The organism is Parafrankia irregularis, from assembly GCF_001536285.1.
Lineage (GTDB): Bacteria > Actinomycetota > Actinomycetes > Frankiales > Frankiaceae > Parafrankia > Parafrankia irregularis.
Map to the genome: position 1 here is coordinate 95320 of NZ_FAOZ01000021.1, position 17497 is coordinate 112816.

General features: G+C 71.8%; 13 protein-coding genes and 1 tRNA gene. 3 read left to right on the plus strand and 11 right to left on the minus strand.

What is annotated here, in order from left to right:
• The first annotated feature begins 54 nt into the window (after positions 1–54).
• Positions 55–297, plus strand: a complete 243-nt coding sequence (locus AWX74_RS25975) for a DUF4287 domain-containing protein (protein WP_054565239.1) — start codon at positions 55–57, stop codon at positions 295–297.
• 15 nt (positions 298–312) lie between these two features.
• Positions 313–723 (plus strand): PPOX class F420-dependent oxidoreductase, encoded by a 411-nt coding sequence (locus AWX74_RS25980; protein ID WP_091282232.1) that lies wholly within the window; start codon positions 313–315, stop codon positions 721–723.
• Positions 724–832: 109 nt separating this feature from the next.
• Here AWX74_RS25980 and AWX74_RS25985 read toward each other — a convergent pair whose 3' ends face one another.
• From AWX74_RS25985 to mfd, 11 genes are all read right to left on the minus strand, one after another.
• Positions 833–1639: a Bax inhibitor-1/YccA family protein gene (locus tag AWX74_RS25985; RefSeq protein WP_091282235.1), complete on the minus strand. Its 807-nt coding sequence runs from the start codon at positions 1637–1639 to the stop codon at positions 833–835.
• A 347-nt stretch (positions 1640–1986) separates the two neighbouring features.
• Positions 1987–2061 (minus strand) — tRNA-Leu (locus tag AWX74_RS25990).
• Positions 2062–3529: 1468 nt separating this feature from the next.
• Positions 3530–4375, minus strand: a complete 846-nt coding sequence (locus AWX74_RS25995; protein ID WP_091282377.1) for a uracil-DNA glycosylase — start codon at positions 4373–4375, stop codon at positions 3530–3532.
• A 26-nt stretch (positions 4376–4401) separates the two neighbouring features.
• Positions 4402–5358: a Ppx/GppA phosphatase family protein gene (locus AWX74_RS26000; protein WP_091282238.1), complete on the minus strand. Its 957-nt coding sequence runs from the start codon at positions 5356–5358 to the stop codon at positions 4402–4404.
• Positions 5355–5981, minus strand: a complete 627-nt coding sequence (locus tag AWX74_RS26005) for a DUF501 domain-containing protein (protein WP_193209808.1) — start codon at positions 5979–5981, stop codon at positions 5355–5357. Before AWX74_RS26005 ends, AWX74_RS26000 begins: the two co-directional genes overlap by 4 nt.
• A complete protein-coding gene (locus tag AWX74_RS26010; protein ID WP_091282241.1) occupies positions 5978–6379 on the minus strand; it encodes an FtsB family cell division protein in 402 nt (133 codons plus the stop codon). The genes AWX74_RS26005 and AWX74_RS26010 overlap by 4 nt, the downstream gene beginning before the upstream one ends.
• A 5-nt stretch (positions 6380–6384) precedes the next feature.
• Positions 6385–7671 (minus strand): phosphopyruvate hydratase, encoded by a 1287-nt coding sequence (gene eno / locus AWX74_RS26015; RefSeq protein WP_091282380.1) that lies wholly within the window; start codon positions 7669–7671, stop codon positions 6385–6387.
• Positions 7672–8564: 893 nt separating this feature from the next.
• On the minus strand, positions 8565–10679 hold the full coding sequence (gene sppA / locus AWX74_RS26020; protein WP_091282245.1) for a signal peptide peptidase SppA: 2115 nt from the start codon (positions 10677–10679) through the stop codon (positions 8565–8567).
• An 80-nt stretch (positions 10680–10759) separates the two neighbouring features.
• Positions 10760–12052, minus strand: a complete 1293-nt coding sequence (locus AWX74_RS26025) for a nucleoside triphosphate pyrophosphohydrolase (protein ID WP_091282248.1) — start codon at positions 12050–12052, stop codon at positions 10760–10762.
• A 16-nt stretch (positions 12053–12068) separates the two neighbouring features.
• Positions 12069–12812, minus strand: coding sequence for a hypothetical protein (locus tag AWX74_RS26030; protein ID WP_054565247.1), 744 nt, complete (start codon positions 12810–12812; stop codon positions 12069–12071).
• Between the two features lie 112 nt (positions 12813–12924).
• Positions 12925–16530: a transcription-repair coupling factor gene (gene mfd, locus AWX74_RS26035; protein WP_091282251.1), complete on the minus strand. Its 3606-nt coding sequence runs from the start codon at positions 16528–16530 to the stop codon at positions 12925–12927.
• A 527-nt stretch (positions 16531–17057) separates the two neighbouring features.
• Here mfd and AWX74_RS26040 point away from each other — a divergent pair.
• On the plus strand, positions 17058–17474 hold the full coding sequence (locus tag AWX74_RS26040) for a MerR family transcriptional regulator (RefSeq protein ID WP_054565249.1): 417 nt from the start codon (positions 17058–17060) through the stop codon (positions 17472–17474).
• Positions 17475–17497: the final 23 nt, after the last annotated feature.

The following is a 17497-nucleotide window of genomic DNA, read 5'->3' on the forward strand; positions in this document are numbered from 1 at the left end:
GCGCACGCTCGGCACATGTACCGCTGACACACCGCAAGTCCTCTGGAGGCGCGCATGTCGCTGTATCGCTCCCCGCTGTACCGCTCCCCGCAGACACACCGGGGTCTCATCGACCGCATGCCCAAGGCCACCGGCCATGATCTCCGGCACTGGCTGGCCTGCCTCAACGAAGGGCCGGGTCTGCTGCGCTTCTCGGAACGCGTGGGCTGGTTGAGGGACATCCACGGCGTGCCGCACCGGTACGCGGCCGCCGTGGTGCACGAGGCAGACCTGCGTAGGCACGCGATCCAGGTCTGAAGCGAGAATGATCCGGTGGACCTTGACGCCGCCCGTGCCTTCATCCGCGATCATCACCGTGCCGTGCTGGCCACGACCCGCCGCGACGGCACTCCCCAGCTGTCCCCGGTCCTCGTCGGTGTCGACACCGACGGGGCGCTGGTGATCAGCACCCGGACAACGGCGCTGAAGACGGCGAACATCGAACGCGATCCCCGGGTCCACCTCTGCGTCCTGGCCGATGGTTTCTTCGGGCCATGGGTACAGATCGGCGGCACCGCGCAGATCATCCGGCTGCCCGAGGCCCACGACGCTCTGGTCTCCTACTACCGGCAGATCTCCGGTGAGCACCCGGACTGGGCGGACTACCGCGCCGCGATGGAGCGGGAGCAGCGCTGTGTGATCAGGGTGACGCCCACCGCGGCCGGCCCGCAACGCTCCGGGTGATGGCCGAGACGCCCGCGGCCCGCCCTGCCGTCAGCCGCGGACGTCTCCCCGCCGGTCCGTCCCGCACCTGCGCGCTGCTCCCCGCCGGTGTCGACCCCCGCTGGTGTCGCTACTGACGGAGCTTGGAGAGCAGCCGCAGCAGCTCCAGGTACACCCACACGAAGCCGACGAGAAGGCCGAAGGCCGCCCGCCAGGCCTCCTCGCGCGGCGCACCGCTGGCGACGGCCCGCTCGATGCAGTCGAAGTCGAGGATGAACTGCAGGCTGGCCACCGCCAGCACCACGATGCTGAACAGGATGCCCAGCGGCGACGGGTCGTTGATCACGGGAAGGTGGCTGCCGGTGAAGAGCCGGATGCCGAGATCGACAAGCCCCAGCAGCACGACGGCGAGCAGGGTGCCCGTGACGATCCTGGCCATCCTCGGGGTGGCCCGCAGACGGCGGCTGCGGTAGGCGACCAGCATGACGACGAACACCAACGCCGTGCCGAGCAGAGCCTGCAGGACGATTCCGGAGAAGGCCGTCTCGTAGTACCGCGAGACGATGCCGACGGCCAGACCCTCCAGCCCGGCGAACACGACCACCAGCGGCGGGCTGACCCGCTCCCGCATGGAGATCACGAAGCTCAGGGCAAGGGCGGCGACGAAGGCACCGATCGCGAGGCCCGACGAGTCGGGTGCGACGTACCAGCCGAGGCCCGCGAGGACCAACATGACCGCGAACACGCCGAGCGTGTGCATGATCACGTCGTCGTAGGTCAGCCTCTCCCGCACGGGAGCCGGCGGTGGGTAGCCGGGCTGGCCGGGCGCCGGTGGCCACCCGCCAGGCTGCCAGGAGCCCTCCGGAGGCGCCGGTGGGCGGCCCTGCCCGAACCCTGTTCGGGTGAACGCCGGGTTGGACGAACGTAGCTCTGCCATCGGCTTGGACCTCCCCAGCCTGCCCGCGCGGGCAGGTCGCCACGCGACGATCACACAGTACAACGCCCGCGAGGGCCGGCCGGGTTCCGCGCTTGCGGCAATGGGTGACATCCGTGCTGCGGCGAGCAATCCAGAAGAGGTGCCGCCGGGCAGCGGAGCCGGACTAGACATAAGGGGCAGAAGAGGACGCGGCCAAGCCGGCCGAGAGATCAGCTCGGCGAGATCAGCTCGACCGCAATCCAGATCCAGAGCTTCGCTGTTCAGACAAAGGTCTCCCGGACACTGCCCGTGCCCGTTCGACCGCCGACCTCAGGGGCAATACGAGGCGGCCGGTCGACATTGAAAGGTGCCGGTGGTCGGAGTCGAACCGACACTCGAGCTGTTTTTAGGACAGCCTCCTCTACCTGTTGGGATACACCGGCTCGTGCACATCGCTGATGTTTCTACCACGCTACGTAGGGTCTGGGAATAACGCATCGCAGGAAAAGTCGCCCGGACCGGCCGACCTGGACGAATTCGTGACTCCTGGTGACGACCAAGGCACGTGCACCGCCATCCCACGGCAAGGGGTCACATCCCGGTTCGGATCCGGAAGGATCCGCCACCGGGACGCGTCAGGGGGACCGGCCTTGATCACCTATAGCCGATCGCCAGCGAAGGCAAGATCAAGAATACCGAAGAGTCCGAAGCGCCCGACGTCCGCCTCACGCAATGTCGCCAGGACAACATCACGGGTGCCGCGGCCTGCCTGCCGGCCCGGATCCGTCGACGCCGCACCGGCGGCAGCCGCCCACGGGCAGCACCCGTCGGCCCTGGGCCGCCCTCGGCAGCAGCCCCGGCAACCGTCGGGCCAGCCAGGCGGTCGGCCTGCCGAGGCGGGGTGGCGGTACCGCGCAGCGGCGGCGGTCCGGCCGGACGCGGCGGCGCCTCGCTGACCGGGCAGCGGCGGCGGCAGACACGGAACGTCACGAACCATGCCGCGGCAGCCATGCGGCCTGACGGGTCGCAACGGCGCAGTGTCCGCCACTGCGTCCCGCCGATCGCACGGAAAGCGCAACCGGCCCCGACCAGAAATCGGCAGGACAGCCCACCATGGCCGTCCAACACCCGCCGCCACCCACATTACGCGTGTTCTGGGGCAGCGATCCGCGGCACGCTGAAACCCCGATTTCCACTGCGGTGGCGCGGCCGGAACGAAGACGGCGGTCAGCTCGCATTACATTTGTTCCGCCAGGTCTTCCGGCACCGACCAGAACTCCTGACGGATACCTCCGGCGGGGCTGCGGAATCAGGCTGGAAATTCCACTCGAAAGCCCCGCGCCGATACGCCGCACCGTTCCCCGCGGGCGCGGCCCCGAAGAATCACCGCGACACCGCGACACGCCTGCCGCCCGCTCGAGGCCGTCCGCTCGGCGGCATGCTCCCCCGCCGCACCCGACTGAAACCCGGCGGCTGTGAACGAACGAGCAACGGAGCAGCAACGCCTTCCGCCCGGGCTGCCGGCCGGAAGGACGCGCGGCCCGGCGCCCGAGACCATCGGGCCGCACGGGCGACCCCCGCGAGTTCATCTGCTGTTATCTGTCACAACAATCGGATCGATCGTGACTCGATCTACCCACGGAGAGAATTCCGCTCTGCGGCAGGAGAAGCGTCGTTGCGAAAGTGCAGCCGTGACCGCGGGCACCCCGGGCCCCGCGAGGCGAGGTCGCCGTCGTTTCGCGCCGCGCGACACCGCGAAAAGTGATCTGCCCCACTGTTTCGCACGGCAGGAAGGTACCGGCAACCGACAAATGATCGGACGATTCCCGTGACACCGGGAAGCCCACAGCGAGGTCCCCGATGGTCGGACACAGCTCAGCGCGGCACGAAACCATACCCGCCGCTGTGATTTCAGGGAGCGGCGCGAACACCGGCGATGTGCTCCATCGCTCGCGCGAAGACCACGTCGAGCATCGGAGCGGTCACTCTGCCGGTGAAGGTGTTCTGCTGGCTGGGGTGGTAGCACCCGAAGATCCGCAACTCGGCCAGGTTCACGGTCGCACCGTGGCCGAAGGGCGTCCGGCGAGGTGGAAGAGGGTAGCCGGCCGCGCGCAGCGCCGGCCACAGCGCGGTCCAGGCGAATCCGCCGAGCACCACGATCGACCGCAGCGTCGGTCGCAGGAGTTGCAGGTCCCGAACCAGCCAGGGGCGACAGGTGTTCCGTTCGTCCGGGGTCGGCTTGTTCGCCGGCGGCGCGCAGCGGACCGCGGCCACCACCCTGCTGTCGATCATCTCCTGGCCGTCTCCCACCGCGACCGAGGTCGGCTGCCGAGCCAGGCCCGCCCGGTGCAGCGCGGCGAACAGCCAGTCGCCACTGCGGTCACCGGTGAAGATCCGACCGGTGCGGTTCCCGCCGTGCGCGGCCGGCGCCAGCCCCACGATCAGCAGCCGCGCGTCGGGCGGACCGAACGAGGGCACCGGCCGGCCCCAGTACTGCTGGTCCGCGAACGCCGCCCGCCTGACCGCGGCGACCTCCTCCCGCCACTGCACCAGTCGGGGACAGGCGCGGCAGACCGAGACCCGGGCGTCGAGCTCGGCGCAGTCCGCCGCCGCCGCCGCGAGCTCGACGACGCCGGCCGCCGTGTCGGCCACCGGCGTGGCCGCCGTGGCGGGGTCGTTCGGCCACCCCGCCCCCGGGGCGGCCGGTCCGGCACCCGTACCAGCCGCCCGGTCGTCCGGTCCGGCGTCGATGGCCATGGTCCCAGCCTGCCGGCTGGGACCGGTCACCGTGCGCCCGACTCGACCACGCCACCGAGAGAAAGCGCGATGCCGTCCAGAATGTCCCGCTCGCTCGCGATCACGGCGGAGGTACCGGACCGCTCCAGGAGCGTCCGCAGCACCAGCGCACCTGCCGCGATGACGTCGACCCGACCCGGGTGCATCACGGGCAGCACCGCCCGCTCGGCATGGGTCATCGCGACCAGGCGTTCCGTCACGGCCGCCACGTCCGCCGCCGAGGTGACCATCAGGTGGATGCGATCGGCGTCGTAGGCCGGCAGCTCGGCCGCGAGCGCCGCGACCGTGGTCACCGTGCCCGCCACACCGACGAGGGTGGCCGCGCTGGTGATCGGCACGACCCGCTCGGCGACGTCGAAAGCCGCGTTCACGTCCGCGACGATCGCGGCGACCTGTGCGGGGGTCGGTGGGTCGTCGTGCAGGTGGCGCTCGGCCATCCGGACGCAGCCCACGTTCACCGAGATGGACTCGCGTACCCCGCTCGCGTCACCCAGCACCAGCTCGGTGGAACCACCGCCGATGTCGGCGAGCAGGATCGGTGTGTCGACGGCGTCGAGGTCCCCGATCGCGCCGGTGAAGGAAAGCGCCGCCTCCTCGCCACCGGTGATCACCTCCGGATCGACCCCGAGGATCGACCGGACGCCGGTTACCAGCTCAGCACGGTTGCGGGCATCCCGCGTGGCGCTGGTCGCGACCATGCGGACCCGCGTCGCGCCCAGCCGGTCGATCTCGTCCGCGTAGTCGCGCAGCGCGGCGAAAGTCCTGGCCAGCGCGTCCGGCGCCAGTTCACCGGTCCGGTCGACGCCGGCTCCGAGACGGACGATCTCCATCCTGCGGGTGAGCTCGCGCAGCCGCCCCCCGGAACCCCCGGACTGTTCGTCGACCTCCGCCACCAGCAGGCGGATGGAGTTGGTGCCACAGTCGATCGCTGCGACGCGACTCATCCGGCGGTCCCCTTTCGTCCCTGGCCACCGCCCGCCGCACCACCGGGCGAGCTCGCAGGTTCCTCCGCACAGGATGCGCGCTCGAGGTCGACACAGGGCCCGCGGGCCCCCCAGTCAGCCAGTGCAGCGAGAGCCTCGTCACCGAACGGATTGACACCGGGTCCGACGGCCAGGCTGTGCGCGACCAGCACATGCAGGCATTTGACCCGGTCCGGCATCCCACCGGCGCTCGGGTTCCCCACGAGCGGGCCGTGGGCATCGCGGCGGGCCAGGTAGTCGCGGTGCGCGGCGCTGTAGGCGCGCGCGAGGTCCGGGTCGGTGGCCAGCCGGGCGGTCATCTCCCGCATGACACCGGAGCTTTCCAGCCGGGAGATCGCCGCCGCGGCACGCGGACAGGTCAGGTAGAACAGGGTCGGGAAGGGCGTTCCGTCCTCGAGGCGCGGCGCCGTCTCGAGGACGTCTGGCAGCCCGCACGTGCAGCGGTGGGCCACACCGAGCACCGCACGTGGCACCCGCCCGAGCTGACGGTGCACGATCTCGGTCTCGGCCCCGAGCCCCGCGGCCGGAGCCGACCCCGACGCCGCGCCGTTTCCCGCCGTGTCACTTCCCGGTGAGCCGCTCACCGCTGCGCCGCCGGGGTCGGCGTAGCCGGCTCGGCGAGCTGCGACCAGAGCTGGTTGTACCAGGACTGGCCGCCCCCGCCGCCATCGGCGCCCGCGGCGGGCTCCGGTGTCGGCTGGGGGCTCGTCTGCATCAGGTACGTCTTCTCTCCGGGCAGGACGTAGTGCAACCGGCGGCGCGCCTCGTCCTTCACCCATTCCGGATCGTTGTAGCGCGCGACCTCCTCACGCAGGTCGTCGACCCTCGTCTGGCGCTGTGCGTTCGTGCGCGTCAGCTCGGAGATCTTCGCCTGCTGCTGCAGGTACAGCCGCAGTGGGTAGGCCAGGGTCAGGACCAGGACGCAGATGACGATGGCCAGCAGGGTGGCCCTTGTCGTCAGCGCCCTCCGCCGGAAGGGCATTCGGCTCAGCGGGCGGTCGTCGCCCGCCGCGGGAACGCGCCGGCGCCCGCGTACCGTGCCGCGTCGTCGAGCTCCTCCTCGATCCGCAGCAGCTGGTTGTACTTCGCCACCCGCTCGCTGCGTGCGGGAGCACCCGTCTTGATCTGGCCGCAGTCGACCGCTACCGCGAGGTCGGCGATCGTGGTGTCCTCGGTCTCGCCGGAGCGGTGCGACATCATGCAGCGGTAGCCGTTGCGGTGGGCCAGGCTGACAGCGTCCAACGTCTCCGTCAGGGTGCCGATCTGGTTCACCTTCACCAGCAGCGCGTTGGCCGCGCCCTCGGCGATGCCGCGGGCGAGGCGCTGCGGGTTGGTGACGAACAGGTCGTCGCCGACGAGCTGTACCCGCGAGCCCAGCCGGGTGGTGATGCTCGCCCAGCCGGCCCAGTCGTCCTCGGCGAGCGGGTCCTCGATGGACACGATCGGGTACGAGTCGACCAGATCCGCGTAGTAGTCGATCATCTGGTCGGCCGACCGGCCGGTGCCTTCGAAGGTGTAGGAGCCCTTCTCGAAGAACTCCGTCGACGCGACGTCGAGCGCCAGCGCGATGTCGTCACCCAGGCTGAAGCCCGCCTTGTCGACGGCCTCGGCGATCAGGTCGAGCGCCTCCCGGTTCGTCGGCAGGCTCGGCGCGAAACCACCCTCGTCACCGACGCCGGTCGCCAGGCCCCTGACCTTCAGCACGCTCTTGAGCGCCTGGTAGATCTCCGCGCCCCAGCGCAGCGACTCCGCGAAGGTGCCGGCGCCGATCGGCGCGATCATGAACTCCTGGATGTCGACGTTGGTGTCGGCATGCGCGCCACCGTTGAGGATGTTCATCATCGGCACGGGCAGCAGGTGGGCGTTGGGCCCGCCGATGTAGCGGAAGAGCGGCAGCCCGCTCGCGGCCGCGGCGGCCCTGGCGACGGCCAGGCTCACACCCAGGATCGCGTTCGCGCCCAGCTGGGACTTGTCGGGCGTCCCGTCCAGCTCGATGAGGCGCGCGTCGAGCAGCCGCTGCTCGGTGGCCTCCATCTCGATGATCGCCGGACCGATCCGGGAGATGACGGCGTCGACCGCCTTCGTGACGCCCTTGCCGCCGTACCGGTCGCCCCCGTCGCGCAGCTCGACGGCCTCGAAGGCGCCGGTGCTGGCTCCGCTGGGGACAGCGGCCCTACCGGGCGTGCCGTCCTCCAGAACGACCTCGACCTCGACGGTGGGATTGCCTCGCGAGTCGAGAATCTCGCGAGCTCCGACAGCCTCGATGGACGGCACGAGCACACCTTTCGATGGGACGCTACCGGGGCACCGGCGCGGGACGGATCCTGCTTGCGGCACTGAAACTTTGCGGCACTGAATCTTTGCGGAGACTGCTGGTTGCGGAGACTGCTGGTTGCGGAGCGCCCGGGGACGAGCGACGCCGTCCGGACGAACCGGTCGGTGCGAGACTACCGCCGCGGCGCGTCGGCGCGTCGCCTCCCGGTCGCGCCACGCTGACGCGGACGCTGTGTCCGTCGCCGGTCGGCCGCGTCAGGAAACCGCTCGGCGTCGCACACATCACCTTGGTGGGCAGCCCCGATGGGGGGTGGCTCAGGCCTGACCAGAGCTCGACGTGTGCGGAGAATTCGGCGGCGGTCCCGAAGCCGCGGCTTGAGGATCTGCGGATCTTCGTCGTTCCAGAGGCTCTCCCGGATTGGCGCGGGTCGAGATCGCTGGTCGGTGGACGGGGCGGTTCGCACTCCACGAACGCGGCCGGACCTCCGAGTGCACGACAGCCCGAGAGCCCGGCGACCCGGCGACCCAGTTTGGCGAGTCGCAAGAGTGAACGATTTTGGTCGTCCCGACGACCGAAATCCTTCTTTCTTGCGACTCGCCAGGCGACTCTTCGCCCCTTTTGCCCCGCTTATGGTCGAATTCGCGGGCGCCGCGCGGGAGGTGCGGGATCCTCGATGAGTGCCGTGCGGGTGGGGTTCGCCCTCCGGGAGCGCGGCACCGCCAAGCCCATGCCGGTGCCCCTGATCCGCCGCGTCTCGGGATTCCGCTGCGGTCCCTGGAACGACCAGAATCCCCAGGCCTTGCCTGGCAGCAGCGGCAACTCGGAGCCTGGGCCTCGTCACACGCGCCGGGTCGACGAAGATTCCCGGATCTTCCTGCTCGTTCCGTCGGAGCTAGCGGAGCCGCCCCACGGGGGGCATCAGCAGGGGCCCGTGGACGGGCAGCCCCGCCCGCGCCGCGAGCGGCGCGAGCGCGCCCCAGCCGCCGGCGAACCCGTCGGAGCCCACTGACAGACCACCATGGGCGCCACCGACCGCGCCGAGCCCTGCGAACGCGCCGAGCCCTCCGAGCGCGTCGAACGCGGTGAGAGCACCGAGAACTCCCCGGATGCCGGGGAGCCCGAGGCTCGCCGCGGTTCGGGCGGCCGCCGCGCCCGGCTCCTCGCTGGACTTCGGGGTGCGCAGCCGGTCCAGCACCGACGGTTTCGGGGTGAGCCGCACCCGCGGGGTCTCCTCGGCCGGCAGGCCGGCCCGCGCCCAGGCCAGGTCGATCGCGTGGGCCAGCCCACCCAGCTCGTCGACGAGGCCGTGGCGATGGGCGTCGGCGCCCGTCCAGACCCGCCCGCGGGCCAGCTCGTGTGCCTCGGCGTGGGACATCCGCCGGGCCTGTGCGACCTTGGCCACAAAGTCGGCGTACACCCGGTCGAGGAACTCCTCCAGCTTCGCCCGCTCGGCCTCGGTGAACGACTGCCGCGGGGACATCATGAGCGCGTTCTCGCCGGCGGCGACCGCACCGAAGCCGATCCCGACCTTGCCGAGCAGGTCACGGACGACCTGCTTGCCACCGAAAACTCCGATGGAACCGGTCAGCGTCCCCGGGTTGGCAACGATCAGATCACCGCCGAGTGCGACGAAGTAGCCACCGGAAGCCGCGACGGCACCCATCGAGACGATCACTGGACGCCCGGTGGCACGAAACCGTTCGATCTCTCGACGGACCACATCCGAGGCCACATACGAACCGCCTGGGCTGTCAACGCGGAAGACCGCGGCAGCCACGGAGGAGTCCCGGGCCGCCGCCCGGAAGGCCGCCGTGACCGCGTCCGCCGCGAGGACCGGCCCCCCGAACGGCAGCGCCGCGGACCCCAGCACCACCGGGCCGGTGCCGTGTACGAGTGCGACCACCGACGTCCGCGGATCGATCTCCGGTGGGACCACATTCGGATCACCACCGGCCGCCGCCCCCGCCCCGCCGTCCACCGCCGCCGCATTTTCCACCGCCGCGGCCGGCGTCGCCGCAGCCCCCGTCGCCGCGGCCGGACCGGTGCCCGACCGCCGCCGCGCCCGATCACCACCGGACTGCCCCGGCAGCACCGGCACCGGAAGAGCCGCGGCAAGGCCCCGGGCCCTGCGCACCGGGGAGGCCTCCCGGCGCACCTCGGCACGCCGGTACGCCCAGACGTACATCAACGTCGGTTCGACGCCGCCGTCACCGTCGGCATCGGATCCGACGCCGGACGTCCCGGCGAGCTCACGCGCCCGCGTGCGCACCTGGTCATAGGCCTCGTCCCGGTAGCCGATCCGGTCGACCAGGCCCGCCTCCAACGCGGCCCGCCCGGACATCGGGGCGTCATCGATCATTCTTCTGACCTGGTCCGGCGACAGCCCTCGACGTGCCGAGACCTCCGCCACCACCTGCTCGGCGCACGAGTCGACGATCCGCCCGAGCGCCTCGCGGTGCGCCGGGGTGAAGTCCCGCTCCACCAGCGTGTTGACCGCGTTCTTGTACTCGTGGCGCTGGCCGATCTCGACACTCACCCCGAGCCGGTCCAGCGCCTCCCGCAGGAAGGGGGTCTCCATCGCGACGCCGGTCAGGCCCAGGTCTCCGGGCGGCGCGAGCCAGATCTCGTCGAACGCGCACGCCAGGTAGTAGGCCACCGTGCCGCCACCGAACTCGCCGAAGGTGTCGGCGTAGGCGAAGGTGACCCCGCCGGAGGCGCGGAACTCGGCGACCGCGTCGCGGACCTCCTGCACCCGGGACAGCGGCATCCCGCCAGCCGCGATGTGGGCGACGAGCACCTTCGCCCGGTCGTCCCGCGCGGCGCGGCGCAGCCCGTCGACCACCTCGCGCAGGGTCGGCCGCCGGTGGGCGACCGCGGCGGTCAGAGGGTCCGCGGGCACGCCTTCCACCAGGTCGGAGGTCAGGTCGAGCTCAAGAATGATCGGGGCGGCGCGCCGCCGCGCGAAGCGCTGGATATCGGCCACTGCCTGCCTGGGCGTTCCAACCATGGTTCGAGGCTAGTGCGACGCCTGCGAACCGGGGATCTCCCGCGGCCGGAGCGTTCAGGATCCCTCGTACGAAAGGTCGTTCAGGATCCGCCGGCGGAAGGCTCCGTGGTCGCCGTCGGCGCGGAGGCCGTCATCGGCGAGGTGGCCGCCGATCGCCACAGCGCGCTCCAGCCAGCCGCGTCCAGCCCGCGCGGCTCGACACCGCGTTCCAGCGCCGCGTGTTCCGCCCGGGCCAGGTTGTCCCGAAACGACCGGGCACGCCCGCGCAGCGCGGATTCGGCGTCGACGTCGAGAGCGGCCGCCAACGCCACGGCGACGAACAGGAGGTCGCCGACCGACCGCTCGGCGACGGCAGGTCCCGTGCCCGGATCGGCGTCGAGGCCCCGTGCCAGCTCGGCGACGAGCGCGGTGAGCCCCGCCGAACCGGGTGCGGCCACCGGGGCCTCCGTGACCTCCGGGGCAGCCGATGCTCCCGGAGCTGGCGAAACAGCGGGAAGGGCCAGGTCGAGCGGGAGGCCCAGCTTGCCCGCCCGCCGCAGCAGCTTGGCCGTCAGGGACAGCGCGGGCGCGGACAGGGGCACCCCCTCCGTCACCGACTTCCGGTTCTTCTCCGTCGCCTTGATCGCGTCCCAGTTGGTGACGACCTCGTCCGCGCCGGAGACGGCGACGTCGGCGAAGACATGGGGATGGCGCCGGATCAGCTTGGCGGACAGCCCGGCCGCGACATCGTCGACGTCCCAGCCGCCCGGACCGGCCTCAGCCGCCACCCGCGCGTGGAAGAGCACCTGCATCAGGACGTCCCCCAGCTCCTCGCGGAGCTCGGTGAGATCGCCGTCCTCGATGGCCTGGTACGCCTCGTACGCCTCTTCCAGCAGGTAGGGCGCCAGCGAGGTGTGGGTCTGTTCGGCGTCCCAGGGGCATCCGCCGGGCGAGCGCAGCCGGTCCATGACGGCGACCGCGTCCAGCAGGGCCGATCCGGGCAGCTCGCGGGTCGCGATGAGCTGGTCGACCCGGGCGAGCCGGTCGACCCCGGTGTAGTCGACGGCCGCGAGCAGGGCCCGGTCGACGGTGTTCGGCGACACCGGATCCAGCAGCCACGCGACCTGGCCGGACGTCCCGGCAGCGGCCAGCAGCCCGGCAAGGGGACCGGCGCCGCCGGCCGGGGCCTCGGCCTGGCCGGCGGCCCAGCTCTCGGTCTCGCCCGCGACCAGCACCGACACCTCGACACCGGCCTCGCTCAGCGCCGGAGCCTGCGGGTGGTCGGGGCAGGCCGTCCAGACCGCGGCCGAGCGGAGCAGATCCCAGGCCGCGGCCGTGAGCAGGCCCGGCGCGACCCGGGCACTCGTCGAGACCAGCGTGATGTGTGCGCTCACGTCGGACGCCTGCGCCCTACAGCGTCAGCTCGGCCGTCGAGGCGACCGGCTCCTCCGTGGTGGCGATGGTGCCCGGCGCCTCGTCCACGACCGATTCCTTGGCGTTCCATTCCCCGAAGCGGGGGTTCACCGAGACGCCCAGCCGGTTCGCGGTGTCGGTCAGCACCGGCTGGATCTTCGCGTTGCGCTCGTCGGAGGCCAGGAACCGCTGCAGGTACGGCCGGGCCGCCTCGTAGGTCAGCGGCAGCTTGCCGTACTGCTGGACGAGGCCGTCGTACTGCGCGCGGGCGTAGTCCGGTGAGGCGAGGGTGGTCGGCGCGACCTTGTCGGCGATGGCGAACTCCAGCGCACCGACCCGCATCGCCGTCAGGAGGTCCTCCTTGGCGTAGCCGAGCGCGGCGGCGTTGGTCTCGAACTCCTTGACGCCGCCGTAGCCCAGCACCGCGCTCGCCTGGTAGAAGGCGTTGAGGTCCTGGTCGCTCACCGTGACCCCGAGGCTCTTCGCCGCGGACTCACGCACCTTGAGGTCCACCAGCATGGTGATCGTGCGGCGCTGGAGCGCCGTACGGGTGAGGGTCTGCGCGGTCTGGGCGGTCTCGGCCGCGGCCAGGCCGCGGTCGACGATGCCGCGCACGGTCGAGGTCTCGATCGTGCTCGACCCGACCTGGGCCGCCGCACCGGCGTGGGACGTGCATGCGGTACCTGCGAGGCCGGTGAGCACGGCGAGCCCGAGCCCGGCCAGAAGACGCGGAAACTTCACAGCAGTGACCGTATCCGCTCCTCGGCCCAGAAGTGTATGCGGCTGCCCCCGGCCGCCCGGACGACCGCCGGACGACCACTCGGACAGCCAGCTGGACAAACGCCCCGGCGGCCTACCGGCTGGCCGCCGCGGCGATCGAGTCCCCGGCGACGGCGTCGAGCAGCTGGCCGACCCAGGCCAGCAGGGCCCGGTCGCGCAGCGGGCGGGATCCGATCCGGCCGGTCTCGGTCGGCGCCGGAACCAGCACCGTCTTCACCGCCGGCTTGACGACGGAGCCCTTGTAGAGCCGGTTCAGGCGCAGCGTCTGGCTCTCCCGCAGCTCCAGCGGGGCGATCCGGATCTGGCGCCCCGCGACGGTGATCTCGTTGACGCCGTACCGGCGGGCGAGCACCCGCAGGGAGGCGACCGCCAGCAGGTTCTCCACCGGCTCGGGCAGCGGGCCGAACCGGTCCGTCAGCTCGCCGCGGACCTCGTCGATGTCCGCCGCGGTGACAGCTGCGGCGAGCCGGCGGTAGGCGTCGAGCCGCAGCCGCTCGCTGGGCACGTAGTCGTGCGGCAGGTTCGCGTCGACGGGCAGCTCGACCTTGACCTCGATCGGCTCCTCGACCTCGCCCTTGTACTCGGCGACGGCCTCCCCGACCATCCGGACGTACAGGTCGAAGCCGACCGAGGCGATGTGCCCCGACTGCTCGCCGCCGAGCAGGTTGCCCGCGCCGCGGATCTCCAGGTCCTTCATCGCCACCGCCATGCCGGCGCCGAGGTCGTTGTGCTGCGCGATGGTCGCGAGCCGGTCGTGCGCGGTCTCCGACAGCGGCCGGTCCGGCGGGTAGAGGAAGTAGGCGTAGGCCCGCTCGCGGCCACGGCCGACCCGGCCGCGCAGCTGGTGCAGCTGGGAGAGCCCGAAGTTGTCGGCCCGCTCGACGATCAGCGTGTTCGCGTTCGAGATGTCCAGGCCCGACTCGACGATCGTGGTGCAGACCAGGACGTCGAACTTCTTCTCCCAGAAGGAGACCATCACGCCTTCGAGGGTGTCCTCGTTCATCTGGCCGTGGGCGGTGGCGACGCGGGCCTCGGGGATCAGCTCACGCAGCCGCGCGGCGGCCCGGTCGATGCTCTCGACCCGGTTGTGGATGTAGAAGACCTGCCCCTCGCGCAGCAGCTCCCGGCGGATCGCCGCCCCCACCTGGCTCGGGTCGTAGGCGGCGACCGAGGTGAGCACCGGATGGCGCTCCTCCGGCGGGGTGTCGATGGTCGAGAGCTCCCGGATGCCGGTGATCGACATCTCCAGGGTTCGCGGGATCGGCGTCGCGCTCATGGTGAGCACGTCGACCGCGGTCCGCATCTTCTTCAGGTGCTCCTTGTGCTCGACCCCGAACCGCTGCTCCTCGTCGACGATCACCAGGCCGAGGTCGGAGAACTTCGTCTCGCTGGAGAACAGGCGATGGGTGCCGATGACGACGTCCACCGTGCCGTTCGCGAGGCCGTCGAGCACCGCCCGCTGCTCGGCGGCGGAGTTGAACCGGCTCATCGCCTTGACCACGACCGGGAACGGGGCGTACCGCTCGGCGAAGGTCTGGTAGTGCTGCTGGACGAGCAGCGTGGTCGGGACGAGGACGGCGACCTGCTTGCCGTCCCCCACCGCCTTGAAGGCCGCCCGCACCGCGATCTCGGTCTTGCCGTAGCCGACGTCGCCGCAGATCACCCGGTCCATCGGGACGGGCTTCTCCATGTCGGCCTTGACCTCGTCGATGGCCGAGAGCTGGTCGGGGGTCTCCCGGAACGGGAAGGCGTCCTCCAGCTCACGCTGCCAGGGCGTGTCGGGGCCGAACGCGTGGCCAGGCGCCGCCATCCGGGCGCTGTAGAGGCGGATCAGCTCGCCGGCGATCTCCTTGACCGCCTTGCGGGCCCGGGTCTTGCGCTTGGCCCAGTCCGCGCCGCCGATGCGGTCCAGGCTCGGGCCCTCACCGCCGACGTAGCGGCTGACCTGCTCAAGCTGGTCGGTGGGGACGTAGAGCCGGTCGCCGCGGGCGTACTCCAGCAGCAGGTACTCGCGCTTCGCCCCGGCGACCGTGCGGGTGACCATCTCGACGTAGCGGCCGACCCCGTGGGCGTCGTGCACGACCAGGTCGCCGGCGGTCAGCGCGAGCGGGTCGATGCCCTTGCGGCGGCGGCTCGGCATCCGCCGCATGTCCTTGGTGGTGACGCCGCGGGCGCCGGCCAGGTCGGTCTCGGTGAGCACGGCGAGGCGCAGCGTCGGGCTGACGAAGCCCTGGCCGAGCTGGGCCTGCGTCACGATGGCCACACCGGGGACGACCTCGCCGTCGGCGGCGAGGCGGGCACCGAGATCGGCTTCCCGCATCATCTCGACGAGCCGCTGGGCCGGCCCGTGCCCCTCGGTCACGAGCAGCACCCGCCACGAGTCGGCCAGCCAGCCCTTGATGTCCGCGGTGGCCCGGGCGGTGTCCCCGAGGTAGGTCGGCGCGGGACGCAGGCTGGCGACGACCGTGTCGTCGCCGTAGATGTCGTCGTCGCCGGCCGCCTCCGAGGCGAACGGGCTGACCGACCACCAGGGAATGCCCAGCTCGCCCGCGCGCTCGCGGGCCTCGGCGACCGACCGGTAGGTGGCCGCGCCGAGGTCGATGGGCGCCCCGCCGCCAAGCGCCGCGACGCTCCAGGAGGCGTCCAGGAACTCCTGGCTGGTACGCACCAGTTCGGTGGCTCTGCTCCGCACCCGCTCCGGGTCGCAGACGAGGACCCGGGAGCCCTGCGGGAGCTCGTCCAGCAGCAGGGTCATCTCGTCGACCAGGACCGGGGAGAGCGCCTCCATGCCCTCGACCGGGATGCCCTGCGCGATCTTGTCGAGCATGTCGACGAGCTGCGGATGCTCCTGCGCGAGCGCGGCGGCCCGGGCCCGGACGTCGTCGGTGAGGAGCAGCTCCCGGCACGGCGGGGCGAACAGCAGCGGCGCCGGCCTCGGCCCGGCACCGCCCTGCCCGGGGGCACCCTTCTGCTCGGGCGCACCCTTCTGCTCGGACGCGCCGTTCTGCTCGGGCAGCGCGCGCTGGTCGGCGACGGAGAAGTGGCGGATGTCCTCCACCTCGTCCCCGAAGAACTCGATTCGCAGCGGATGTTCCTCGGTGGGCGGGAAGACGTCGAGGATGCCACCGCGGACGGCGATCTCGCCACGCCGCTCCACGAGGTCGACCCGGTGGTAGGCGATGCCCACCAGACGGGCGGTCACCTCTTCCAGGTCCGCGCTGTCGCCCTTCGCCAACGCCACCGGCGCGAGGTCGCCGAGCCGGGCGACCTGCGGCTGCAGCACTGAGCGGATCGGCGCGACGACGACCGCCAGGGGCTCGGCCCCGTCCACCCCCGGATGCGCGAGCCGCCGCAGCACGGCCAGTCGGCGCCCGACGGTGTCGGCGCGGGGGGAGAGCCGCTCGTGCGGCAGCGTCTCCCAGCTCGGATACACGGCCACCCGCCCCGCGCCGAGCAGGCTCCCCAACGCCTCGGTCAGGTCGTCGGCCTCCCGCTCCGTGGCGGTCACCACCAGCACGGTGCGGCCGGCGCCGGCGAGCGCCGCGGCGGCGAACGGCCGCAGCGCGGCGGGACCCGCCAGGTCCAGCACGGGCTCGTCCAGCGAGGCCAGCGCGCGGGTCAGCGCCGGGTCGCCACCAGGGCGGGCTACCAGCGCGTCAAGCAGCGGCGCGAGGGTCATGTGATCCGTCCCGTGCCTCTCGGAGTGAGTCGATTTCCAGTCTCAACGAATCCGGTGCCAGCGGACCGGGTCGCCGAGCGACAATCCGTGCGACCGCGGCTCAGTGCGGCCTGGCACACGCTGACTGCTACAACAGCCCCCCGCCGGGCGATATTGCCGCCGCGGGCGACAACCGCCTCTCCGGGCGGGAGACGGGACAAGGGCCACCGTCACGGGGGTGCGACCCGGCGGCCACCGACAACCCGGCCGGTGTGACAACCCGGCCGGCGTGACCGCGGCCGAAGGGACCTGGCCACCCCACGCACCGGGCCCCCGAACTCCGGAACCTGTTACCCAGACACCTGTACCCAGATCTGAGGCGCCCTCCGGACGACACCGACACCGACCTGCATCCCGGGCAGCGGGATCGTTACGACCAGCTTACGGCAGGGTGCTCGGGCGAGTTGCGGGCGCCGAACCACGGATGGACGTACAGTCATCTGACGCCCGGTTTGCCACCGGCCGCAAATACTGACGTAAGGGTCGACTTGTCCACCACGCGGCGTCGCGACGTCCACCAGATCGGGGATGTCGCCGAGCGAGTCGGGCTGTCGCTGCGCACCGTGCGGTACTACGAGGAAGCCGGCCTCCTCCTCCCGGTCGGCCGCACCGTGGGGGGTTTCCGCCTCTACGACAAGGATGCCGTCGACCGTCTCCTCCTGATCAAGAAGATGAAGCCGCTCGGCTTCACCCTGGAGGAGATGCGCTCGCTGCTGGTCCTGCGAGACGAGCTCGCGCAGCCGGATCTGCCCGCCCAGCAGCGGGCCGAGCTGCAGGCGAGGCTCGCGACCTGGGTGGCGCTCGCCGAGGAGAAACTGATCACACTGCGCCAGCAGGTGCAGGTGGCGGAAGCCTTCGTCGGCGGGCTGCACGACGACGCGGAGCGTTCCTCCGGCGCGACCTGAGCCGCCCGGAGCCCCGGCTCCAG